Source organism: Sphingobacterium sp. UBA1498 (assembly GCF_002325125.1).
Lineage (GTDB): Bacteria > Bacteroidota > Bacteroidia > Sphingobacteriales > Sphingobacteriaceae > Sphingobacterium.
On record NZ_DCRG01000040.1, the window covers coordinates 67666 to 90277 of the forward strand.

Here is a 22612-nt window from a genome sequence, read left to right on the forward strand (position 1 = left end):
GAAATATCAAAAGAATGTACAAAATATCCGAAATCGTTCAGATTTTTCATCCTAATCGCACATTTATAACGGATCCCAATTCTTTTGTCCAACATTTATTTTACGATAGCCGTAAGATCGTTCAGGCTGATAATGGGATTTTCTTCGCATTGCAGAAAAATAGAGACGGTCACCATTATTTGAAAGAGGCCTATGCTAGAGGTGTTCGGAATTTCGTATTGCAAGTTGACGAACAGCAGGAGGTAGAGTTATCGGGAGCAAATATTGTTTGGGTTGAAGATAGTTTGGTCGCCATGCAAGCATTAGTGACCTTTCATCGACAAAAATTTCATTATCCCGTCATAGGAATTACAGGTAGCAATGGTAAAACAATTGTCAAGGAATGGCTTTTCCAGTTGATGTCGCCAGAATACAAAATCTATCGAAGCCCCAAGAGCTACAATTCGCAACTTGGCGTGGCGTTGTCACTTTGGGGATTATCTGATGAATATAATCTCGCTATTATCGAAGCTGGAATTTCAGAAAAAGGTGAGATGACACGTCTCGAGCAGATGATCAAACCTTCCATTGGTTTATTGACCAATATAGGTGTGGCACATAAGACAGGTTTTGAATCGAAGGCGGAGAAGATTGATGAAAAGCTTCAGCTTTTTACACATGTGGAAACCATGATCTTTCCATATAGTTATCTCGAAAATGTTCAGCTGCCTTATCGACCGCGTAAGTTTTCTTGGGGACTTGAGGAAGGACTTTCTTTAGAGGTTTATTCTATCAAGCAGATGAATGATCGATTTACAATGGTTACCTTCTATTATATGAGTCGTACGTTCGCTGTTGAAGTGCCATTTGTGGACAAAGGGAATGTAGAAAATGCAATTAACTGTGTCGCGGTGATGTTGCGGTTCGGATACGAGAGTGCGGTAATTGCTGCTCGAATTAAAAACCTACAACCCGTGGCTATGCGTCTCGAGTTAAAAAAGGGAAAAAATAATAGTTCAATTATCGATGACTCCTATAGTAATGATTTGGATGCACTGCAGATCGCGCTCGAGTTTTTGAATCAGCAGGGCCAACATCCATTGAAGATGTTGATTTTATCAGATATCTCAGGTGTCAGTATAGATGATGTAAAAAGTTTGGCCAAGCTTAAACGTTTGCTTAGCGAGTACCGCTTGGATCAATTAATATTGATTGGTAAAGTTTTGCCAAAAGTGGCGTCGCAGTTCGATGTACCTTCTATTTCTTATGTGGACACAACTGCTTTTTTAGCTGATATTAGATCCGTTTCTTTTGAGAATGCCACCGTGTTGTTGAAAGGAGGTCGGGAATTTCATTTTGAGCGTATCAGTCGGCAATTAGTGGCTAAATCACACGATACGGTACTTGAAATTAATCTGAATGCACTGGAAAATAATTTGAATGTATACAGACAATTACTGCCCAAGCATGTCAAGCTGATGACCATGGTAAAAGCTTTTTCTTATGGGAGTGGCAGCTTTGAAATTGCCAATCTTTTGCAATTTAATCGTGTGGATTATCTTACCGTTGCTTTTGCCGATGAAGGAGTTGATTTGCGGGGCGCTGGTATTACACTACCGATTGTTGTGATGAGTCCCGACGAAAGTTCTTTCGATTCCATCGTGCAATATAATCTTGAACCGGAGATTTATAGTTTTAGGATCTTGTTCTCCTTTTTGAATTTTTTGAAGGGTAAACAGGTAACCTCCTTCCCAATTCATATTAAAATTGATACAGGTATGCACCGCCTCGGATTTATGCCTGATGAGGTCGATCAATTGATAACTTTTCTCAACACTGCATCCATTTTAAAAGTAAAGTCGGCATTTTCCCATTTGGCGTCTGCAGGAAATGAAAAAGATAGCGAATTTACTCAGCGACAAATTGATCTGCTTAATGAGTGCACAAGACGTTTGCAGGATGGTATAGGATATTCTTTCCTCCGTCATATTGCTGCAACTTCAGGTATCGAATTGTGGCCAAATGCTTATTTTGATATGGTCAGGTTGGGGATCGGTCTCTATGGAGTTGATATTGAGCGTCATGATTTGCCAATCCGTGAGGCAAGCATACTAAAAACCAATGTAACACAGATAAAATACCTTGCAGCCACTGAGACCGTTGGATATAATCGTCATGGTGTCCTGCACAGAGATAGTAAGATTGCAACGATAAAAATTGGTTATGCAGACGGGTACGACAGGCGTTTTGGGAATGGGGTAGGTCAAATGATGGTCAACGGTGTTTTGGTTCCTACGATAGGAGATATTTGTATGGATATGTGTATGCTTGATGTAACTGATGTCGAGGTAGGTGAGGAAGACGAAGTTATCGTATATCCCGATATAAAGTCGTCGGCCAAGGCAATCGGGACGATTCCCTATGAATTGCTCACGAGTATTTCTCAGCGAGTAAAAAGAGTATATTTTTATGAATAATAAAGGATATTCTGCATTTTTGAATAGTATTTTATTTTGAGATCATGTTTAGAAAATTAATTAGGGGATTCATTAATTATTTGATTCGCGGGATTTTGGTTGTTGTCCCATTGGCGGGTGCGATCTTTCTAATTGTCTGGATTGTGGCATCAATTGATTCTTCGTTAAATCTGACCGAGCATTTTTTAGAGGATGAAAAGGGACATCCGCTCTATATTCCGGGTATAGGTATTTTGACGGTCATTTTGGTACTGGTTTTGGCCGGTGTTATATTTACAAATTTTGTGACCGATCCAATTAAAGTTTGGATTAACCACCAAATCAAACGGATACCACTCTTAAACACATTGTACACCTCCATAAAAGACTTTACTGAGGCATTTGTTGGTGATGCGAAGAAATTTAATGAGCCTGTATTGGTGACTGTCAATGAATTTGGTCTGAAGAAGATCGGTTTTTTGACGCAGCATGATTTGAAAAGTATAGGTCTTGAGGAGGAAGTGATGGTCTATTTTCCATACTCGTATTCTTTTGCAGGACAGGTGGTCATTATCAGTGCGGATAAGGTGAAAAAATTGGATATGTCTCCCACAGACGCGATGAAGTTGGTCGTTTCTGGTGGCGTCAGTGGGATCGACCATTAGTTGTTTATTCAGTTTATATTGGGATGCCCACCAGAAAAGGCTGCAAGTGATTCATGATTTTAAGCCTTTTCTGGTAAATATTTGTTGTGTCAGCATGTTAAACTGCTCTCCTTCAATTTGATGATATTTTGATTTTCAGTATGATTTTACTGATCCTTTTTTTTGCTCAAGGTTGGATTTGCTGGTGGGATGGGAATATAGCCATTATCGCCTGGAACTTTTGGGAATTCATGATTTTCCCATTTGGCTCTTGCTTCCCGAAGTGTTTCTATATCTGAGGCGACAAAGTTCCAGTCAATATAACGTTGCTCAGGAAATGGAGTTCCTCCAAAAATGTATACCGAAGTACCTGCTTTCATTTCGAATTCGCATAGTTTTGCGTCTTTAGCGACCAAAATTTGTTTTGGTCCGAATTCCTGACCTTCAGCTTTTACAGTTCCATCCAAGATGTATAAGCCACTTTCGCCGTAGAGATTATCGCCCAGTTTAACCGTCGCGTCTTCTTCCGCTTTCATTTCGATCAGATACAACGGACTGTAAACGGGGACTTCGGAGCGATGCTCCTTAATTTCTCCGGCAATTAACCGATAGGACACACCATCCTCAGTCCAGTGGGGAAGCTGGGGTTCTTCGATGTGTACAAAATTAGGCTCCATTTTTTCGAGCTCTTTAGGTAGAGCAACCCAAATTTGCAGTCCATGCAAATTATGGGATGTGGATCGCAATTGTTGCGGCGTTCTTTCAGAGTGTGTAACACCTTTTCCTGCCGTCATCCAGTTTACTGCGCCAGGTTTGATTTCCACGGCATTTCCCAGGCTGTCACGGTGCATAATATTGCCTTCGAACAGATAAGTCAGCGTTGATAAGCCGATATGTGGATGTGGGGCAATGTCCATGAAGTGCGGTTCGGTAATCGTATCAGGTCCCATATGGTCGATAAAGATAAAAGGGCCTACCATACGTTTTTGCCTGAAGGGAAGAAGGCGTCCAACCAAGAAATTGCCTATATCGGCCGCCCTTTCTTCAATAACTATTGCAATATTTGACATAATGTTTTTCTATTTTTGTATTTGGAATCTATAGCAATTTAACAAATGTCTGGTATAATAAATCGTTTTTTTGGTAAAAAGGTCTTAATAAATGAGGAGCTTTTGGCACTTGCGGATCGCTTGTCTTTTAGGAACAGTCAGCTCGATAGTTTTTTGATGGGGCATTTTTTAAAAGGTGATAAAACAAGTCTGGATGAATATTTTGCTTTTCAAAAGCAGGTGCTTGAGCTGCAGGTCGACCGGTTTGAATCGATCCAGATCGAGCTTGACTTGTTGAAGCAGTATTTGAAGCTAATAGAACATGTTGTCGCGGACGGTTTTTCGGTAAAATGGGAAAATAAACTTCCATGCCACGAGGAGATTATGTTGCCACCACTCATTTTTTTCCCTATGATACAGCATGCCGTTAAAAATGGTTATAATACGATGTCCTCCCATCCTGTCCATATTCGACTATCGGGTTCACCAAAGGTGCTAATATGGGAAGTTAGCTATCGCGTAAACCATTATTTGGAAGATCAGTTTAGTGACACATTATTAGTTGATTTCCAAAAGCGATTAGCCTATCTCTTCCCACAAAAGCATAATTTATTGTTAAATAGTAACAGCAATACCGCTCGAATAACATTGTCGGTCCAGCTGTTTTAGATGATGTTGAAGTGTTTTAGTGCATTCCAGATACCATTATCATCGACGCTGTCTGTTATATAATCTGCAATTTCCTTGACCTCGGGATTTGCATTGCCCATAGCAACTCCAATATGTGTGTGTGCTAGCATGGTGATATCATTGCCTCCATCGCCAAATGACATGGTTTCTTCCGGGGTGAAGTTGAAATGATTTAAAAAAACATCTATTCCTATTTTTTTGCTCTGCCCCATGGGGTTAACATCGGCGAAAATTGGTGTCCATCTTGATGCGACTGAGTTTGGCATCACGTTTCTCATAAATTCGGCTTCTTCTTCCGGACTGATGAAAACATTAATCTGCATCACCGTGTCCAGATCAAAATCCCGTTCGTAATCGCGAATAGGCGGAGTAGGGACATTAACCTGCTGGTACATCGCTAATACCTCTGGTGTAGCCCGATTTAACGAAATTTCTTTTTCTGACATAAATGAAAAAGTCAAGTCTTCACGTTTTTTGGCATAGTGCAATAAGGAGCGGATATCTTTTTCCGGAATATTATTTTTATAGATAACTTCCTGTTCCTTTGTGACGCAATATCCGCCATTGAAAGTTATGTAACCATCAAAATTAAGATAATGAATATGCTCCAGCTGATTGTATGATCTTCCTGTTGAAACAAATACCTTAATATTTTTTTCTTTTAATAATTGAAATGCACGTTGAGTAGATTCAGGAACTTGATGTGTTTTGAAACTTAGTAAAGTTCCATCGATGTCAAAAAAGATAGCTTTAATCATGAACTTTTGGGTCAAAGTCAAATATACTAAATACCTAGGATAGTGTAACTATTACAGTATTGAATTTGATGTATTTATCCCTATAGGAAGATTGTTTTTTAGACGATTTGAGCAAGGATATGTTTGCATCCCTCCTTAGCGAAAAATTTATGACGACAGACTGTTGATGTACGATAGGTAGGTCTCAATTCAGCTTTCTGTTAGCGTTAGTTTAAGAGATCTTCTTCTGTAATGTGCTATCTCGATAGTTTATTTTCGCAAAAATCTGACACAATCTTCTCTAATAATTTCGTAAATTTCAAATCCAAAAAAATAAAAATTGTATTGTGTTTAATGTGTTGGATTAAAAGGGTTTAGAATTTTATGTATATTATTTTCGATACGGAGACGACAGGTTTACCTAAGCGTTGGGACGCGCCAATTACGGATACGGACAATTGGCCTCGCTGTATTCAATTAGCTTGGCAGATTCATGATGAGATGGGGAATTTGGTCGAACATCAAGATTTCTTAATTAAGCCAGATGGATTTGATATACCCTATGACTCTGAAAAAATACACGGTATATCCACTGCATTGGCGGAAGAGCAAGGGTTGCCAATTCAAGAGGTGCTGGAGAAATTCAATATCGCATTAAATAAAGCTAAGTTTGTCGTTGGGCAGAATATTGGTTTTGATTTGAATATCATGGGCTGCGAATTTTATCGCTATGGTGTCACATCCGATATGGCGAATATGCCTGTTTTAGATACCTGTACGGAAGTAACCGCTGAACTACTGAAGATTCCTGGTGGTCGTGGCGGGCGGTTTAAGTTGCCCAATTTGACCGAGCTACATTCCTATTTATTTGGAGTGCCATTTGCCGAAGCACATAATGCCACTGCCGACGTAGAGGCGACAGCACGTTGTTTTCTGGAGCTGGTGAGAAGAGAAGTGTTTACGGCCGAAGAACTTCAGGTAGATACTGGTTACTTCGTTGATTTTAAAATCAATAATCCGGGTCCGATACCTACTGTAGGGCTGAAGCATGTAAACTTAAAAGCCGCCTCTGATGAAATTAGACGGCAGTCTGAGCCTGAGGAGGCTAGGGTTGTTGTGGATGCTGAAGCGCTGGCTGCCCTAAAGGATGCTAAATTTACCCATTTACATAACCATTCTCAGTTTTCGATCCTTCAGTCCACGATGTCGTACGATAGGTTGGTTTCGGCAGCGATCAAGGATAATATGCCGGCTGTTGCATTAACGGATCATGGCAATATGATGGGGGCTTTTGAGTTTGTTTCTCGCGTTATAGGTCATAATAAGGAAATTGAAGCTCAAAATGCGGAAGCTATTGAGAATGGACAAGAACCTACTGGTCAGCTCTTAAAGCCCATTGTGGGGTGTGAGTTTTTTGTCTGTGAAAACCACAAAGATAAGTCCAGAAAAGATAATGGTTATCAGATTGTCTTGTTGGCAAAAAATAAGCGCGGTTACCATAATCTGGCGAAGCTAGCTTCTTTCGCCTACACTGCAGGATTCTATTATGTGCCGCGGATTGATAAAGATCTTATTCTTCAATATAAGGAGGATGTTATCGCTTTGTCAGGAAACCTGCAAGGAGAAGTTCCCAATAAAATACTGAATATAGGGGAGAGCCAGGCCGAGGAGGCATTGCTATGGTGGAAGGAGCACTTTGGTGATGATTTTTATCTCGAGTTAATGCGCCACGGCCAGGAAGATGAGGACCGTGTGAACCAAACCTTGCTTAAATTTTCCCGCAAATATCAGGTTAAAATTGTCGCGACCAACAATACATATTACGAGAAGAAAGGTGACGCTCATGCGCACGATATTTTATTATGTGTGAAAGACGGGGAGAAGCTTTCGACTCCAAAAGGTAGGGGCCGGGGATTCCGTTTTGGTTTGCCGAATCAGGAATATTATTTCAAGTCTTCTGACGAAATGAAGGCGCTGTTTAAGGATCTTCCCGAAGCAATTTTGAATATTCAGGAGATAGTTGACAAAGTTGAGATTTTTAAACTAAATCGCGATGTTCTCCTGCCTAAATTTGATATACCCGAAGAGTTTCAGGTTGAAGCGGATCTTGAGGATGGCGGAAAACGAGGCGAGAATAAATACCTCGCGCACCTCTGTTATGAAGGTGCTAAAAAACGTTACGGAGAAATCACGGATGATATTCGTGAGCGGCTAGACTTTGAGTTGGCTACTATCGAGAAAACCGGCTATCCTGGTTACTTTTTGATTGTGCAGGATTTTATTGCAGCCGCACGAGCGATGGGAGTGTCGGTGGGGCCTGGACGGGGATCTGCTGCTGGTTCAGCTGTGGCCTATTGTCTTGGCATTACCAATATCGATCCGATTAAGTACGATTTGCTTTTTGAGCGTTTCCTAAATCCCGACCGTGTATCTATGCCCGATATTGATATCGATTTTGATGACGAGGGGCGTGGACGCGTCATGCAATATGTAATCAATAAATATGGTGCAAGTCAAGTTGCTCAGATTATTACCTACGGTACAATGGCTGCTAAATCATCCATTAAAGATACAGCCCGTGTACTTGATTTACCTTTAGGTGATGCTAATGAAATTGCTAAGCTGATTCCAAATCTTAAATTATCCAAAATTTTTACGCTAGATGACGCTGGTTTAAAGGAGAAGCTAAGGACAGAGGAAATTGAAGCCGTCAATAGATTGAAATCTATTGCCGATGGTGCTGGGCTCGAAGCTGAAACAATTCGGCAAGCCCGGGTATTGGAAGGTTCTGTACGAAATACCGGTATTCATGCCTGCGGCGTTATTATCACACCCGACGATATTACTAACTTTGTTCCTGTTTCTTTAGCAAAAGACTCTGACCTTTATGTAACCCAGTTTGATAACCACGTGGTGGAAAGTGCTGGTTTGCTAAAAATGGACTTCTTAGGTTTAAAGACGCTGACTTTGATTAAAGATACCGTCGAGAATGTCAAATTAAGTCATGGTATTGTACTGGATCCAGATCAGTTTCCAATTGATGATGAACTTACGTATGAGCTCTTTCAACGTGGGGAAACGATTGGTGTATTTCAGTATGAATCTCCAGGGATGCAGAAGTACATGCGTGACCTTAAACCTACGGTATTCGCAGATTTGATTGCTATGAATGCACTCTATCGTCCAGGGCCAATTGAATATATCCCCAGTTTCATTAAGCGTAAGCATGGTATAGATCCGATTGTTTACGATTTGGATGCCTGTGAGGAGTATTTGAAAGAAACCTATGGTATTACAGTATATCAAGAGCAGGTAATGCTTTTATCTCAAAAGTTAGCTGGATTTTCGAAAGGTGATGCCGATGTACTGCGGAAGGCCATGGGTAAGAAGCAAAAGGCTGTACTTGACAAGATGAAACCTAAGTTTATTTCGCAGGCCGAGGAGAAGGGACATAATGCCAAAGTCTTGGAGAAGATATGGACCGATTGGGAAGCTTTTGCGAGTTATGCATTTAATAAATCCCATTCCACATGTTATGCGTGGGTGGCCTATCAGACAGCTTATTTGAAAGCACATTTTCCTGCTGAATATATGGCGGCTGTACTTTCTAACAATATGAATGATATCAAGCAAGTAACATTCTTTATGGAGGAATGTAAGCGTATGGGGTTGGAAGTACTTGGACCTGATGTGAATGAATCCTATTATAAATTTACAGTGAATGAACGAGGTGCTATTCGTTTTGGAATAGGCGCTGTAAAGGGTGTTGGAGCAGGGGCCGTGGATGCTATTGTTCAGACAAGGCAATCGGGTTTATATAAATCCGTTTTTGATATGGCTAAGCGTATTGATCTACGTGCTGTCAATAAAAAGGCATTTGAGAGCTTAGCTTATGCTGGGGGATTCGATAGCTTCGAAAATACACATCGTGCACAATATTTCCACTCCGATGAAAATTCAACCGGCATGGAAAAGGCGATACGTTTTGGACAGCGTTATAAGGAAAATGAAAGTTCAGCCCAGGCAAGTCTTTTTGGTGTTGATGGAGGAGCCGAATTGCCAGAGCCCGTGTTGGCGCCATGTCCACAATGGGGGTTAATTGAGAAGCTTAAATATGAGAAAGAGGTCATTGGTATTTATCTAACTAGTCATCCATTGGATACCTATCGTTTTGAGATCGAGCATTTTTGCCAGAATTCGGTTTCAGACTTAGCATTGATCAATAAGGTTAAGGCGGCGGAGGTTGATGAAGAGACTTTACTTGAGTTTAATCGAATCAAAAATAAGGAATTAGTAATAGGGGGTATTATAGCTTCTGCAAATCATCGATTGACTAAGAATGGTAAGCCCTTTGCTTCTTTTATCATTGAAGATTATAGTGATTCCTATGATATGGCTGTATTTGGGGAAGAGTATGTGAAGTTAAAAGGATATTTGCAGGAAGGATACTTTGTGCAGTTAAGAGGCTTGGTGCAGGAGCGTTTTAGACAAGTCGGAAATTGGGGCTTTGAGCTACGCAGTGTACAATTGCTTTCTGATCTTCGTGAAAAGATGGCTAAAAGTTTTACGATCAATATTCCTTTGCCTAAATTGGACGAAGCATTTTTAGATGGAATTAAGGATATACTTGCGCAAAACGAGATTGAAGGTGTTGTGCCAAGTTGTCAATTGAAGTTTAAAATTTGGGATCCGCAGGATGAGATATCTGTCGAAATGCCAGCTAAAAGTCTGAAAATAAACCTTACAAATGAATTTTTGGAATGCATTGATAAGTTTGAAGGTATAAATTATAGATTGAACTAGTTTGGATTGGAATTTGTGTAATTAAGATTACAATTACATTAATAGTTGTTATTATCTTTGTTTATAGATTTTAGCAATTAAAAAATATAAATATAACTTCGGTTTATAAAAATTAAAAGATTATGGCATTAGAAATTACAGATAGCAACTTTGAAGAAGTTGTTTTAAAATCAGACAAACCAGTATTAATCGATTTTTGGGCAGAATGGTGTGGACCATGTCGGATGGTAGGTCCTGTAGTGGAGGAATTGGCTAAGGATTATGAAGGAAAAGCGGTTATAGGGAAAGTGAACGTGGATGAGAATCCAGAGATTTCAGTACGTTATGGAATTCGTAACATCCCTGCTTTGTTATTCTTCAAAAATGGAGAAATTGTTGATAAACAAATCGGCGCTGTTCCAAAGTCTGTTTTGAACGAGAAATTAGAAAAGCAACTGGCTTAGCGAGTTATAAAAATCAAAAAGGCCTGAAACATATGTTTCAGGCCTTTTTTTTTGGGGGTCTTGTATTTTTTTTAGTTCTTTTTGTGAAAATGTATGCTTTTTATATTATTTTTTTTTAAATTAATCCTTTTTGCTTTTGATAAGCAGTAGTTTTATATGTTTTTTTTTGTTTTATTGATTTAATCATTCTTTTTATGTTGATTTATATCTATTTTTTGTTATTATAGCTATGTTTTTGATCTTTTTGTTTGATTTTTTTTGTTTTTTTATCAAAAAAATCAATTTTATTTGTAAAAATGGATATTTTTCACTTTCTTTGAATATGAAAAATGAGTAAATATTGATTTTTTAGTTATTACTTTCTTTTTTAGATTTTTTACTCCTTTTTGGGTGGTTTTTTAGATAAAAATGAATTAGATAAAGATTTTCCCTTTCAAATACCCTAGATTATGCCTCGCGTTGCTCTCCGTAACGCGAGTTTTTTTTTTTTTTGAGGTATGCATAAGGTTAGAAACAAAAAAACGGCTATCCCCTGGGATAGCCGTTTTTATATTGTTTACTAAATAAATAGGATTACTCAGCAATAACTTCGAAAGGAACTTGAACTTTTACTTCCTTGTGTAAGTTTAAGTTAGCGATGTATTCACCTACTTCTTTAGGTTCTACTTCGAAAGTGATACGACGACGATCAACGTCAAAACCTTTTGCTTTCAATGCATCAGCAATCTGAATACTATTTACTTTACCAAAGATTTTACCAGATTCACCTGCTTTCGCACCAATTGAAAGTTTGATAGCTTCTAATTTACCAGCTAATTCAGTTGCGTCTTTTTTGATTTTGTCTTGTTTGAACTGAGCTTGTTTAATGTTCTCAGCTAAAACTTTTTTTGCAGATTCAGTCGCTTGGATTGCAAATCCTTGAGGGATTAAGTAGTTACGACCGAAACCTGGTTTTACGTTAACGATATCATTTTGCTCACCTAAGCCTTTGATATCTTGTTTTAAAATTACTTCCATTTTCTATCGTCCTCCTTATTTAATTGCATCAGCTAAGTAAGGTAACAAGCCGATGTGACGAGCACGTTTAACAGCTTGAGCTACTTTACGTTGAAATTTCAAAGATGTACCAGTTAAACGACGAGGTAAGATTTTACCTTGATCATTTACAAATTTCATCAAGAAGTTAGCATCTTTATAATCGATATATTTGATACCATTCTTTTTGAAACGACAGTATTTTTTACGGTTGTCCTCTACTTTAGGAGCAGTTACGTATTGGATATTTTCGTTAGCCATTAGTTTGCGCCCTCCTCAGTTTTAGTTTCAGCTTTTTTGTTGAATGCACCGCTACGTTTTTTCTCGTTGTAAGCTTTAGCATGTTTGTCTAAACTTACAGTCAAGAAACGCATAATGCGCTCATCACGTTTGTATTCAACCTCTAATTTATTGATTAATTCACCTGGAGCCTTGAATTCAGTTAAGTGATAAAATCCAGTAGTTTTTTTCTGGATTGGATACGCTAATTTTTTCAAACCCCAATTGTCTTCAGCGACAATCTCGGCTCCGCCTTCTGTTAAGATGTTTTTGAATTTTGCGATTACTTCTTTCGCAGCATCATCAGAAAGCAACGGGGTAAGAACGATTACAGATTCGTACTGTTGCATTGTGTTAATTAATTTTGTTGTTTAAAAACCCACTTTTGTGGAAGTGCAAATGTAGGTATTATATTGTTATGTTGCAAAGCATTAAAACAAAAAAGTTTAGATCTTTTGAGGATCTAAACTTTTCTTAAGTGTATGCTACGGTATTTACTTTATTTTTTTTAATTCTTCTTTTATCGCAGCCCGTGTATTTGTGCTTATACTCACTAAGGGAAGCCGTAATATATCTTTTCCAATACCCAATTCCTGAAGTATATATTTTACGCCAGCGGGATTTCCTTCAATAAAACATAGTTCGGTAATCTCCAATAGTTCTTGATGTATCGATCTAGCGTCGATATAATTCCCCTCGGCACACAGTTTTGTTAAGGTTGCTACTTTTTTCGGTAAAGCATTTCCGATTACTGAAATGATGCCGGCAGCACCAAGAGCCATCATCGGCAACGTAACAGGATCATCACCAGAAATCAGTAGAAAATCTTTTGGTTTATCCCGTAAGATTTCACTGAACTGAGCAAAGTTACCCGAAGCTTCTTTGATAGCAACGATATTTGAAAAATCATTCGCTAATCGTAATGTTGTCTGTGCAGAGATATTGCTCCCCGTACGTCCAGGTACATTGTATAAAATAATAGGCAGGGGAGATGCCGCTGCAACAGCTTTATAATGTTGATAAATTCCCTCTTGAGTCGGTTTGTTGTAATATGGAGAAACGGATAGGATTGCACAAAATCCAGTTGAATCAAAATTTTTAATTTGCTCCACAATCTCAGCAGTATTGTTTCCACCGATACCAGCAACCAAAGGTAATCTACCGTTCACGCGCTTGACAGTAAAATCCCAGATGCGCTTTCGTTCATCATTGGTCAATGTGGCAACTTCTCCAGTTGTACCTAAAGAAACCAAATAGTCCATACCTTCGTTGATCTGCAAGTCAATAAGCTGACCCAATGCTTCGAAATCAACAGATTCATCTGAGTTAAAAGGAGTGACTAATGCTACTCCTGCGCCGTGAAGCTCGTTCATCTTGTCTTTGTGTTTATATTAATTTAATTAAAAAACTTATTTGGGATTAATGAGTTGGAATAGTTCTGTGTCATTAATCATCGGGATACCTAATTTTTCTGCTTTCGCAAGTTTAGAAGGTCCCATTTTATCTCCTGCCACGAGATAACTTAATTTAGCAGAAATCGCTGAAACCATCTTTCCGCCATGACTCTCAATCATTGCCGCTAATTCTTCCCGCGAATGGTTTACGAAGACACCGGATATTAAAAAAGTCTTCCCTTCCAGTGAGTTGCTGGTCAAAACGATTTCTTTTTCCTTAATTTCAAAATTTAAGCCGTAATTTCTTAAAGCCTTAATCTGTTCTTGATGAATCGGATTGTCCAAGTATTCTCTAACGCTTTCGGCAATGCGACGTCCAATATCCTGTACGCTTTCGATTTCTTCTGCTGATGCTTGTGCCAAGGCATCAATATTTTTAAAGTGCAGCGCTAATTTCTTTGCGATCGTTTCACCAACGTGACGTATGCCCAAAGAGAATAGTACTTTTTCAAACGGTTTTTCTTTAGACTTCTCAATGCCTTTCAGCATATTTTCTATGGATTTCTGACCGAAACGTTCCAGCTGCTGTAAGCCTTCCTGATGGTCTTTTAGTCCATAAATATCAACGATATTATGTAATAAACCTTTTTTGAAGAAGTTGTCAACCGTTTCGTCGCCCATACCTTCGATGTCCATCATTTTGCGTCCGATAAAATGCTGCATTTTACCAATAATTTGGGGGGGACACCCTGTTTCATTAGGGCAGTAGTGTACCGCTTCGCCAGCTTGGCGTATGAGTTCGGAGCCACATTCGGGACATGATGTTGGGTAGACAAAGCTTGTTGATCCAGGCAATCTCTTGGTGTAATTAACGCCAATAACTTTGGGTATGATTTCGCCCCCCTTTTCCACGAATACTGTATCATGTTCATGCAGATCCAGGCGAGCAATTTCATTTGCATTGTGCAGGGATGCACGTTTGACGGTAGTCCCTGCCAATAGTACAGGTTGGAGATTGGCAACTGGAGTAACAGCACCTGTACGGCCAACTTGATAACTGATGGAGTTCAATCCGGTTTCTACACGTTCAGCTTTGAATTTATAGGATATTGCCCACCTTGGATTTTTGGCCGTAAAGCCAAGTTCTTCCTGTTGTGCATAATCATTTACTTTAATAACAATTCCATCGATTTCATAGCCAAGATTATGGCGTTCGACCTCCCAATAATAGATAAATGCAAATACATCGCTTATATTGCTACATTTTCTACTATGTTCGCTGACATGGAATCCCCATTCTTTTACATGGTTCAAGCTATTCCAATGGTCGTGAAAAAGATTTGTTCTGTTGTCGCAGTACAAAAAGTAAAGGAAACAGTCTAACGGTCGCTTTGCAACCTCAGCAGAGTCTTGCAGTTTAATCGTTCCGGAAGCGAAATTTCTCGGATTGGCATACGTTGGCTCCGCATTATCTTCGCGCTCTTTGTTCAAACGCAGAAAAGCTGATTTATGCATAAATATTTCGCCGCGTATTTCGAATTGCGCTGGATAAGCTCCTTCTTTGAGTTTGATCGGAATTGATCGGATTGTCTTAACATTGTTGGTAACCACATCGCCCTGCGTGCCATCGCCACGTGTAACAGCCTTACTTAGCTTGCCATTTTCATACGTCAAGCTGATGGATAAACCATCGAATTTTAATTCACAGACGTACTCAAACTGATCGCCGATGATTTTGCGGATACGCTGGTCGAAATCAAGCAATTCCTCCTGACTGTATGTATTACCTAAAGAGAGCATGGGCCAGCGATGTCGTTCCGTTTGAAATCGGGCAGTTATATCCCCGCCAACACGCTGTGTAGGAGAATTGGGATCGGCAAACGCTGGATATTGAGCTTCCAGGGCTTCGAGCTCCTTTAGTTTAAGGTCGAAGTCGTAGTCAGAAATAACACTGTTCGCCAATACATAGTATTGGTAGTTATACTGATTAAGTTCTGCGGTTAAGTCTTTTATCTTTTTTTCAATATCCATCGCCAACATTTTGCAAAATTACAAATAAAAAGTACGTTTAAATAAAATAAATAAAGAATCTTGTTGTAATGACTGCTTTATTTTTAAAATGCGTTTTTCTGCATTTTGTATTTTGGGAAAATAAGATGCTATTTGAAATCACTTGGATTTAGCTGAGAAAATTTATGTTTGCTATTCGTGTAGAAATCCACAATGATTGACTTCTTGTACTGTCCTTTTGTATTTCCCCTGTGGTTGTATTTTTTACGTTTTTTAGCATTTTTAAAAATGTTTAAGAAGAAATACTGATGCGCACGGCTGATTGCCCAGGCATCTTTGGGTTTTCGATCGATAAGGAATTTGGCAAGCGCAGCAAAATCAAACCATAGTCGAATGAAAATAATAAATATCGCTTTGCCTATGGGCAGGTTCTTTTGCAGCATAACCATATTATTCCTAAAATTAAGATAGGTTTTTTTGGGATTGCTAGCGTTGAGCGTTCCGCCTCCAACGTGGTAAACGATAGATTTGGGGCAATAGCCAATTCCATAGCCCATCTTTTTCAATCGCCAGCACAAGTCAATTTCTTCCATATGCGCAAAGAAATCTTCATCAAGACCCTCCGCCTCCTTCCAGGCTTCCGAACGGATAAAAAGTGCAGCTCCAGAGGCCCAAAAGATCTCTGATTCCTCCTCGTACTGTCCTTCGTCGTCTTCTACTTCATGTAGAATCCTTCCTCTGCAGAAAGGAAATCCAAAGTAATCCAAATATCCCCCAGCTGCTCCAGCATGTTCAAACTTCTGCTTATCATGGAATGAACGTATTTTAGGCTGTGCAGCTGCCAAAGAAGGGTTCCTTTCCAAGTATTCTATGACAGGTTCGATCCAATTTTGACTCACTTCAACATCCGAATTGAGCAACACATAATAATCTGCTTTTACACGCTGCAATATCTTGTTATAGCCGCCTGCAAAGCCATAGTTTTGATCATTTTCGAGAATTGTAATGGTAGGATAATACTGTCTCACAAATGAAATTGAATCATCATCGGAGGCATTGTCACCAATTACAAATTCGACATTTGGGTATGAGCTATTATAAACAGATGGTAAAAATTTTTCTAAAAAAAATCGACCATTCCAATTGAGGATAACAACAGCTACTTTTGGTAATTTACTCATTTTCTACGTTTTCTTTTCCAGCGGTTATGTGACCATAACCAATATTCTGGGGTTTCACGGATAAGCTGCTCAGCGAGCTGATTATGTAAATTGGTTATCTCATGTTCTCCAAAGCCGCTTGGCTCTTCGAGTAAAGTGAAAAATTTACAGGAATAATGACCTCTTTTAGGTTTTCTGTTGATTGAACAATAAACGACCGGCGCTTTACTAATTCGAGAAAGCCTTTCGGCTCCGGTATAGACCAATGTCTCTTGATTTAGCCAATTAATAAAGTAATCGGAATCCGAATATAAAGGGGTTTGATCGGCGACCAGTATGCTAACATTGGGTTGGCCCTTTAATTTTACGATATGACGGAGTATCTGTTTCATAGGTACCATTTCGGCACCAAACCGGCCCCGCATGCCATTGTAAACCGTGTCAATATCTTTGTTATTGAGTGGTTTGTATACAATCAACGTTGGAAAGTTTGTGATTAAACTCAAACGATGTATACCGAGCTCCCAGTTGGCATAATGCGATGTTACCCCTATGACATTCTTGCCGGCCTCAAGGTGTCTTGTCAATTCCTCCTCATTTTCCAACATCATTCTTTTCTTCACTTCCTCAGCGGTAATTGTTTTCAATTTGATCGACTCGACAATGAGGTCCGGAAAAAAACGGTAAAACTTTTTAGCAATAACAAGTCGCTCTTTATCCGTTTTTTCAGGAAAAGCATTTTTTAAATTCTGAAATACAATATTCTTTCTATATTCTATGATATAATAAAGTATGTAATAAAGCCCATCGGAGATCAAATATAGAAACCAATAGGGGAGAAGAGATATAATATAGATTAATGCGTTTAACGCTCTTTGTTTCATGCTATAGCTAAAATTCCCAGTTGTTCTTTACAAATATCCTTAATTTAAGTTATTTTTGCGTCACTTATAACAAAAATCATCAGTTTTTATGGAATCGCAGTTATTACTTCCGGCATGTTATCTTCCACCGATATCTTACTTTCATACGATACAAGAGCATAATCTTCCTTTAATCATCGAGAAATATGAGCATTTTCAAAAGCAAAGTTATCGTACAAGGGCACGTATTGCTTCTGCGAATGGTGTGCAGGATTTGATTGTACCGATTCAACATGGCAATAAAGATCGTGTTCCGATGAAAGATATTCGTATAAGTTATGAGTTTGACTGGCAGCGTCTACATTGGCTAAGTATTCAGACTGCTTATCGTAGTTCTGCTTATTTTGAGTACTATGAAGATGATTTTATACAGTTTTACGAAGCAAAATTCGACTACCTCGTGGATTTTAATGTGGCGCAGTTGGAACTTCTTCTTAAATCTATCAAGCTTAAGCACGCTGTGAATTTTACCCAAGAGTACGTGGCAGCTCCAGCGGATACGATCGATTATCGTAATGCTATACATCCCAAAAAGGAAAGTATATTGGCTAATCCAAAAGAGTATTATCAAGTTTTTTCAGATAAGAATGGATTTTACCCGGATTTGAGTATAATCGATTTGCTCTTCAATCAAGGGCCGCAATCAAAAAGTTATCTATAATCAGCCATATTTTTTGAACAAAATACGTTTTATATTGTTGTTATTCAGTATAAAACGTATTTGAATGAAACGAATCCTATTAAGTTTTATTTTGCTAAGTGCTATTTGTGCCAGTGTTTTCGCTCAAGGGGGCGTTGACACGATACATTATAGAAAAGTATACTATTGGGGAACGACTGGCATGGGGTTTCCGATCGGAAAAACCAAAGAGATACTTTCGCCAAAATTTTCTGGAAGTATTGGCTTGGATATTTCCCTGAAAGATCCAAAGTTTTTTGTGTCTCCCACACTTTATACCCTTTCATTTAAGTACAAACAACCCTTGATTGATCCCGATTTCGAATATCGCATAGAAGATGCCAATACTAATTTCTATACTTTATCATTTTCTGGAGGTATTAGGAAACAGATGCGCCGACTAAACATGTATGGTTTTGCTGGGCCTGGTATTGGTCTGACAAGTGAGCCGAGAGCACGTGTGCTTGCGGATCAGAAGCTTGTTAAGACGGAGAGTAAAAATCACCTGAATTTCTCCAGTAAAATAGGCGCTGGCGCAGACTACAAGTTTAATGGATTCTTTTTAGGTTTGGAGCTCGGCTATCTTCATAATTTTAGAAAAATACAGAATATACCTGTCAATATCTTCACCGTCATGGTAGGATTAAAATCCGATATTACACAGATTGGAGACAAAGTCATTGATGTCATCGGTATAGATGGTTCCATCAGCGGAAAAAAAGACAAAAAGTAAATTATTGTTTTAAGATCTGAATGGTATCTCCGACGTGTGCTTCAGCATCGCTTCCTATTTTTTTAACTTTTTCTGTTTGTTCGACCGCTACTGCAAATGCGGAAGGTACAATTCCTGAGCCAAATTTAATGGCATAAAATTTAGTGAATTCTGCGCCAAAGTACAATATAGCAGCGGAATAGTAGATCCATAATAGCATGACTATAATGGATCCTGCAGCTCCATAAAAACTAGCCGTGGATGAAACGTTGAGATAGATTGAAATACCATATCTACCCAACATAAAAAGTAATCCTGTAAAGATGGCGCCGCCGAGCATATCTCTGAATTTTACTTTAGCATCGGGAAGGAAGGAAAAGATATATCCAAATAAGATGACAATGACTGAAAAGGTGATGCCTGTATTTACCCAAGAAATAAGGGAAATTGGAATGAAGGGGAAATACGTCATCACTAAATTGGTCACTGCGACAATAAGCCCATTGATCATCAGTGAGGCAATGAGTAAAAATCCCAAGGCAATAACAATAGAAAAAGATATCAATCTGTTGATGATCAGTTTCAGCCATCCCTTTTTCGGCTTGGGTTTTACTTTCCAGATATTATTGATCGAATCCTGTATATCAACGAATAAGGTCGTGGAAGATAGGATCAATGTAACTATACCTATCGTGATTCCCATATTGGATTTATTTTCGAATGTGATCTTCTGGAGATAAGACTGGATCTGGCTGGTAACATCCTGGCCAAAAAGTACCATGACCTCTTCCAACACCTGATCTTGAGCCGAAGATCCGCTTTGAAGATGTTCACCGTAAAAGAACCCTATACACCAGATCACGATCATAAGAAGTGGTCCAATGGAGAAAACCGTATAATAAGCAAGTGAAGCACTCTTTTTCATGCATTTGTCATCATTAAATCCATTAAATGCATCCACTAAAACATGCCAAATGTCTTTCCAATAAACGAGTGTAAATAAATCTCTCAGTGTAACGTGCTTCATAATACGATGATCAATCCCAATAATCGTGCAAATTGTTATTCTTGGTTCTGTTCCTGATACAATTTGTCGATTGCAGTTTCGTTCTCTTTTAAAATAATCTTTCGTTTTAAACTCAATTTTGGGGTTAATTGACCGTCATTAATTGTCCATTCCTTTGGAAGTATAATGAATTTCTTAACAATTTCCCAATGTCCAAAATTAGTGGATAGCCGGTTAATTTCATCCTGATATTTTTGGATTACTTCTGAGTTTTTAATGAGTTCTTCATTTGATGATAGGTTAATCCCTTTTTGGCTTGCCCATTTGGACAGCACATCAAATGCCGGAACGATTAAAGCTCCGGGAAATTTTCTGTTTTCGCCAAAAACCATCACTTGTCCTATTAAAGTGGATTCCATGAGCTTATTTTCAATGGATTGTGGAGCGATATATTTGCCGCCGGCAGTTTTGAACATTTCCTTCTTGCGATCGGTGATTTTAAGAAAACCATCTGCTGTGATTTCTCCAATATCACCTGTTTTGAAAAATCCTTGATCGTCAAAAGTTTCTTTGGTAGCATCTTCATTTTTGTAATAGCCTATGGTAATACTCGGGCCTTTCACTAGAATTTCTCCGTCTTCAGCGATCTTTACCTCTAAATTTTTAAGAGGTTTACCCACAGTTCCAAATTTTAATCCATTTGGTAAGTAAGAATTGACAGCGATTACGGGAGATGTTTCAGTCAGCCCATATCCTTCAAGTACTTTAAGTCCAGCCGCCCAAAATACACGCGCTAACCGTTCTTGAAGGGCAGCGCCGCCGGACACGATAATTTTAATATTTCCTCCAAGCGCTTCTTGCCATTTTGAGAATATCAATTTTCTTGCAATCGCAAGTTTAAGATTATAAAGCACTCCATTATGTTCAGGTTCTTGGAATTTCAAACCTAAATTAACAGCCCAGAAGAAGATTTTCTTTTTTACACCTGTTAGCGCTTTCCCCTTTTCGATGATCTTGTCATATACTTTTTCCAGTACTCGAGGTACGGTGGTGAATAAATCTGGTTTAACATCGTTGATGTCCGCAACAACATTGTCTAGGTTTTCCGAAAAATAAATCTGAATCCCTTTGGAATAGTACATGTAGACTACCATCCGTTCAAAAATATGGCATAAAGGCAGGAAGCTTAATGCCGTTTTGAAGTCGGCCCGGATCAGGTGGTTGCAAGCCAAGACATTACTGTACACATTTTTGTGTGAGAGATAGACTCCCTTGGGACGCCCAGTGGTTCCTGAAGTATAGATCAAAGTTAACAGATCATCTTCCGTTACAGCATCGCGAAATGGAGTTAAATCGGTGATGTCATCTTTGGTAGTTTCGATGAATGCTCTTAGGTGCGTATAATTTTCGATAGCATCAAATGTATACAATTGTGGGCGAATTCCATGCTCGTTGATCGCTTGTTCAATACGGTCTGTTAACTCCCTGTTGCTAACAAATAGGATGTTTACATCTGAATCATTTACAATGAATGAAAGGTCCTGCGCAGATAGGGTAGGATACAGGGGCACGGTTGCAAGGCCTATTTGGTTGCAGGCAAAATCAACTAAATTCCATTCAGGTCTGTTGCCGGACATAATTCCTACCCGGTCACCTTTCTTGAGCCCGAGCTTCAGTAGCGCCCTGCTTAAGGAGTCAATAGCATCTGTGTATTCTTTGGTAGAATACGTTTTCCATTGGCCATTTCCATCGCGACCCGCTACCATAATGTCCTTTGCGTAATTTTCTTTATATAAGGTTATAAAGTCAAAAATTCTGCCCATATCACTTGAGTTTATTGGTTATTACTACATGCTGTATTGTCTTAAATATAAAAAAAATATCAGAAATAAAGTTGGAGAATTTGGGATTAATGTCATAACAATTCAAACATTATGTCGTTATAGCTGTGATGTAATATTTATTTTACTTAAAATGTCTTTCTAATAGAAGGTTTGATAAATAGTCTTCAGGATATGCAATTGTATTGCATATAAAAAGCATTTTATCTATGTTTGGAAAAAAGGTAAAGCAAAAAAGCGTACGATTTTTATGAAGAAAATATTTTTAGCCGTTAGTGGAATGCTGATGTTTGGTGCATTATCCAATAGAGCGTTAGCTCAATTGGACAATAGAGGCGCTATTGGTGGACGATTTGGGTCCGCTCAGGGAATTACTTATCGTCATACGCTTAATTCGGATCATGCATTGGAAGGTATCATGAGTATTCAGAGCAATTCTGACTTCCGCCGTTTCCGTGTCGTAGGCTTATATGAAATATATAAACCGCTGGCTGCCGGATTCAATTGGTATTATGGTTTTGGCGGTAGCGTCGGTTCTTTTAAAGAGAAAGATAAAATTTTCGATGGTAAACGTCAGTCATTTGATTCACAGCTCAACCTGAGTATTGATGGTATTGTTGGAATTGAATTTAACGTTCCACAATCACCATTTCAGATCTCATTGGATGTAAAACCTTACTTTGATTTTCTAAATGAATCGAGTATCAAATTATTTGACCCGGTCGGTTTTTCAGTAAGGTATAAATTTTAATAAAAAAATAATAGCGGAAAA

The 22612-nt window shown here is 38.7% G+C and carries 19 protein-coding genes; 8 read left to right on the forward strand and 11 right to left on the reverse strand.

What is annotated here, in order from left to right; all coding sequences use genetic code 11:
* Positions 1-14 precede the first annotated feature (14 nt).
* On the forward strand, positions 15-2456 hold the full coding sequence (locus B3139_RS21110) for a bifunctional UDP-N-acetylmuramoyl-tripeptide:D-alanyl-D-alanine ligase/alanine racemase (protein ID WP_293885593.1): 2442 nt from the start codon (positions 15-17) through the stop codon (positions 2454-2456).
* Between the two features lie 44 nt (positions 2457-2500).
* Positions 2501-3100 (forward strand): DUF502 domain-containing protein, encoded by a 600-nt coding sequence (locus B3139_RS21115; RefSeq protein WP_209578831.1) that lies wholly within the window; start codon positions 2501-2503, stop codon positions 3098-3100.
* Positions 3101-3246: 146 nt separating this feature from the next.
* On the opposite strand, the gene B3139_RS21120 is transcribed toward B3139_RS21115, so the two are convergent.
* Positions 3247-4149, reverse strand: coding sequence for a pirin family protein (locus B3139_RS21120; protein ID WP_293885595.1), 903 nt, complete (start codon positions 4147-4149; stop codon positions 3247-3249).
* Positions 4150-4194: 45 nt separating this feature from the next.
* On the opposite strand from B3139_RS21120, the gene B3139_RS21125 reads away from it, so the two are divergent.
* Positions 4195-4797, forward strand: a complete 603-nt coding sequence (locus B3139_RS21125) for a hypothetical protein (protein ID WP_293885620.1) — start codon at positions 4195-4197, stop codon at positions 4795-4797.
* On the opposite strand, the gene B3139_RS21130 is transcribed toward B3139_RS21125, so the two are convergent.
* A complete protein-coding gene (locus B3139_RS21130) occupies positions 4794-5576 on the reverse strand; it encodes a Cof-type HAD-IIB family hydrolase (protein ID WP_293885622.1) in 783 nt (260 codons plus the stop codon). The two genes, B3139_RS21125 and B3139_RS21130, sit on opposite strands and share 4 nt — an antisense overlap.
* A gap of 363 nt (positions 5577-5939) precedes the next feature.
* Between B3139_RS21130 and dnaE the strand changes: the two genes are divergently transcribed.
* Positions 5940-10358 carry a DNA polymerase III subunit alpha gene (gene dnaE, locus B3139_RS21135; RefSeq protein WP_293885624.1) on the forward strand — a complete coding sequence of 1473 codons (4419 nt, stop codon included), beginning with the start codon at positions 5940-5942 and terminating at the stop codon, positions 10356-10358.
* A gap of 122 nt (positions 10359-10480) precedes the next feature.
* Positions 10481-10801, forward strand: coding sequence for a thioredoxin (gene trxA, locus B3139_RS21140; protein WP_209578826.1), 321 nt, complete (start codon positions 10481-10483; stop codon positions 10799-10801).
* Between the two features lie 573 nt (positions 10802-11374).
* Here trxA and rplI read toward each other — a convergent pair.
* The 7 genes from rplI to B3139_RS21175 all read right to left on the reverse strand — a co-directional run bounded on the left by rplI (position 11375) and on the right by B3139_RS21175 (position 17563).
* Positions 11375-11818 carry a 50S ribosomal protein L9 gene (gene rplI, locus B3139_RS21145; protein WP_209578825.1) on the reverse strand — a complete coding sequence of 148 codons (444 nt, stop codon included), beginning with the start codon at positions 11816-11818 and terminating at the stop codon, positions 11375-11377.
* 15 nt (positions 11819-11833) lie between these two features.
* Positions 11834-12097 carry a 30S ribosomal protein S18 gene (rpsR, locus tag B3139_RS21150; protein WP_028071347.1) on the reverse strand — a complete coding sequence of 88 codons (264 nt, stop codon included), beginning with the start codon at positions 12095-12097 and terminating at the stop codon, positions 11834-11836.
* Positions 12097-12465 (reverse strand): 30S ribosomal protein S6, encoded by a 369-nt coding sequence (rpsF, locus tag B3139_RS21155; RefSeq protein ID WP_046671750.1) that lies wholly within the window; start codon positions 12463-12465, stop codon positions 12097-12099. The genes rpsR and rpsF overlap by 1 nt, the downstream gene beginning before the upstream one ends.
* Before the next feature lie 144 nt (positions 12466-12609).
* Positions 12610-13488, reverse strand: coding sequence for a 4-hydroxy-tetrahydrodipicolinate synthase (dapA, locus tag B3139_RS21160; RefSeq protein ID WP_293885634.1), 879 nt, complete (start codon positions 13486-13488; stop codon positions 12610-12612).
* Between the two features lie 36 nt (positions 13489-13524).
* Positions 13525-15549, reverse strand: coding sequence for an NAD-dependent DNA ligase LigA (gene ligA / locus B3139_RS21165; RefSeq protein WP_293885636.1), 2025 nt, complete (start codon positions 15547-15549; stop codon positions 13525-13527).
* 119 nt (positions 15550-15668) lie between these two features.
* Positions 15669-16700, reverse strand: a complete 1032-nt coding sequence (locus tag B3139_RS21170; protein ID WP_293885638.1) for a glycosyltransferase family 2 protein — start codon at positions 16698-16700, stop codon at positions 15669-15671.
* A complete protein-coding gene (locus tag B3139_RS21175) occupies positions 16697-17563 on the reverse strand; it encodes a lysophospholipid acyltransferase family protein (protein ID WP_209578821.1) in 867 nt (288 codons plus the stop codon). The genes B3139_RS21170 and B3139_RS21175 overlap by 4 nt, the downstream gene beginning before the upstream one ends.
* Positions 17564-17651: 88 nt before the next feature.
* Here B3139_RS21175 and B3139_RS21180 point away from each other — a divergent pair, with 88 nt between their 5' ends.
* Positions 17652-18263, forward strand: coding sequence for a WbqC family protein (locus tag B3139_RS21180; RefSeq protein WP_293885640.1), 612 nt, complete (start codon positions 17652-17654; stop codon positions 18261-18263).
* Positions 18264-18327: 64 nt separating this feature from the next.
* Positions 18328-19014: an outer membrane beta-barrel protein gene (locus B3139_RS21185; RefSeq protein ID WP_293885642.1), complete on the forward strand. Its 687-nt coding sequence runs from the start codon at positions 18328-18330 to the stop codon at positions 19012-19014.
* A 1-nt stretch (position 19015) separates the two neighbouring features.
* Here B3139_RS21185 and B3139_RS21190 read toward each other — a convergent pair whose 3' ends face one another.
* Positions 19016-20020 (reverse strand): YihY/virulence factor BrkB family protein, encoded by a 1005-nt coding sequence (locus B3139_RS21190; RefSeq protein WP_293885644.1) that lies wholly within the window; start codon positions 20018-20020, stop codon positions 19016-19018.
* Positions 20021-20055: 35 nt separating this feature from the next.
* Positions 20056-21822: an AMP-dependent synthetase/ligase gene (locus B3139_RS21195; protein WP_293885646.1), complete on the reverse strand. Its 1767-nt coding sequence runs from the start codon at positions 21820-21822 to the stop codon at positions 20056-20058.
* Between the two features lie 268 nt (positions 21823-22090).
* Between B3139_RS21195 and B3139_RS21200 the strand changes: the two genes are divergently transcribed.
* Positions 22091-22591 carry a hypothetical protein gene (locus B3139_RS21200; protein WP_293885648.1) on the forward strand — a complete coding sequence of 167 codons (501 nt, stop codon included), beginning with the start codon at positions 22091-22093 and terminating at the stop codon, positions 22589-22591.
* Positions 22592-22612: the final 21 nt, after the last annotated feature.

Bases quoted from the DNA above. Each gene is read 5' to 3' on its own strand.
- B3139_RS21110 (WP_293885593.1), top strand. From the start codon at position 15: ATGTACAAAATATCCGAAATCGTTCAGATTTTTCATCCTAATCGCACA.
- B3139_RS21115 (WP_209578831.1), top strand. From the start codon at position 2,501: ATGTTTAGAAAATTAATTAGGGGATTCATTAATTATTTGATTCGCGGG.
- B3139_RS21120 (WP_293885595.1), bottom strand. From the start codon at position 4,149: ATGTCAAATATTGCAATAGTTATTGAAGAAAGGGCGGCCGATATAGGC.
- B3139_RS21125 (WP_293885620.1), top strand. From the start codon at position 4,195: ATGTCTGGTATAATAAATCGTTTTTTTGGTAAAAAGGTCTTAATAAAT.
- B3139_RS21130 (WP_293885622.1), bottom strand. From the start codon at position 5,576: ATGATTAAAGCTATCTTTTTTGACATCGATGGAACTTTACTAAGTTTC.
- dnaE (WP_293885624.1), top strand. From the start codon at position 5,940: ATGTATATTATTTTCGATACGGAGACGACAGGTTTACCTAAGCGTTGG.
- trxA (WP_209578826.1), top strand. From the start codon at position 10,481: ATGGCATTAGAAATTACAGATAGCAACTTTGAAGAAGTTGTTTTAAAA.
- rplI (WP_209578825.1), bottom strand. From the start codon at position 11,818: ATGGAAGTAATTTTAAAACAAGATATCAAAGGCTTAGGTGAGCAAAAT.
- rpsR (WP_028071347.1), bottom strand. From the start codon at position 12,097: ATGGCTAACGAAAATATCCAATACGTAACTGCTCCTAAAGTAGAGGAC.
- rpsF (WP_046671750.1), bottom strand. From the start codon at position 12,465: ATGCAACAGTACGAATCTGTAATCGTTCTTACCCCGTTGCTTTCTGAT.
- dapA (WP_293885634.1), bottom strand. From the start codon at position 13,488: ATGAACGAGCTTCACGGCGCAGGAGTAGCATTAGTCACTCCTTTTAAC.
- ligA (WP_293885636.1), bottom strand. From the start codon at position 15,549: ATGTTGGCGATGGATATTGAAAAAAAGATAAAAGACTTAACCGCAGAA.
- B3139_RS21170 (WP_293885638.1), bottom strand. From the start codon at position 16,700: ATGAGTAAATTACCAAAAGTAGCTGTTGTTATCCTCAATTGGAATGGT.
- B3139_RS21175 (WP_209578821.1), bottom strand. From the start codon at position 17,563: ATGAAACAAAGAGCGTTAAACGCATTAATCTATATTATATCTCTTCTC.
- B3139_RS21180 (WP_293885640.1), top strand. From the start codon at position 17,652: ATGGAATCGCAGTTATTACTTCCGGCATGTTATCTTCCACCGATATCT.
- B3139_RS21185 (WP_293885642.1), top strand. From the start codon at position 18,328: ATGAAACGAATCCTATTAAGTTTTATTTTGCTAAGTGCTATTTGTGCC.
- B3139_RS21190 (WP_293885644.1), bottom strand. From the start codon at position 20,020: ATGAAGCACGTTACACTGAGAGATTTATTTACACTCGTTTATTGGAAA.
- B3139_RS21195 (WP_293885646.1), bottom strand. From the start codon at position 21,822: ATGGGCAGAATTTTTGACTTTATAACCTTATATAAAGAAAATTACGCA.
- B3139_RS21200 (WP_293885648.1), top strand. From the start codon at position 22,091: ATGAAGAAAATATTTTTAGCCGTTAGTGGAATGCTGATGTTTGGTGCA.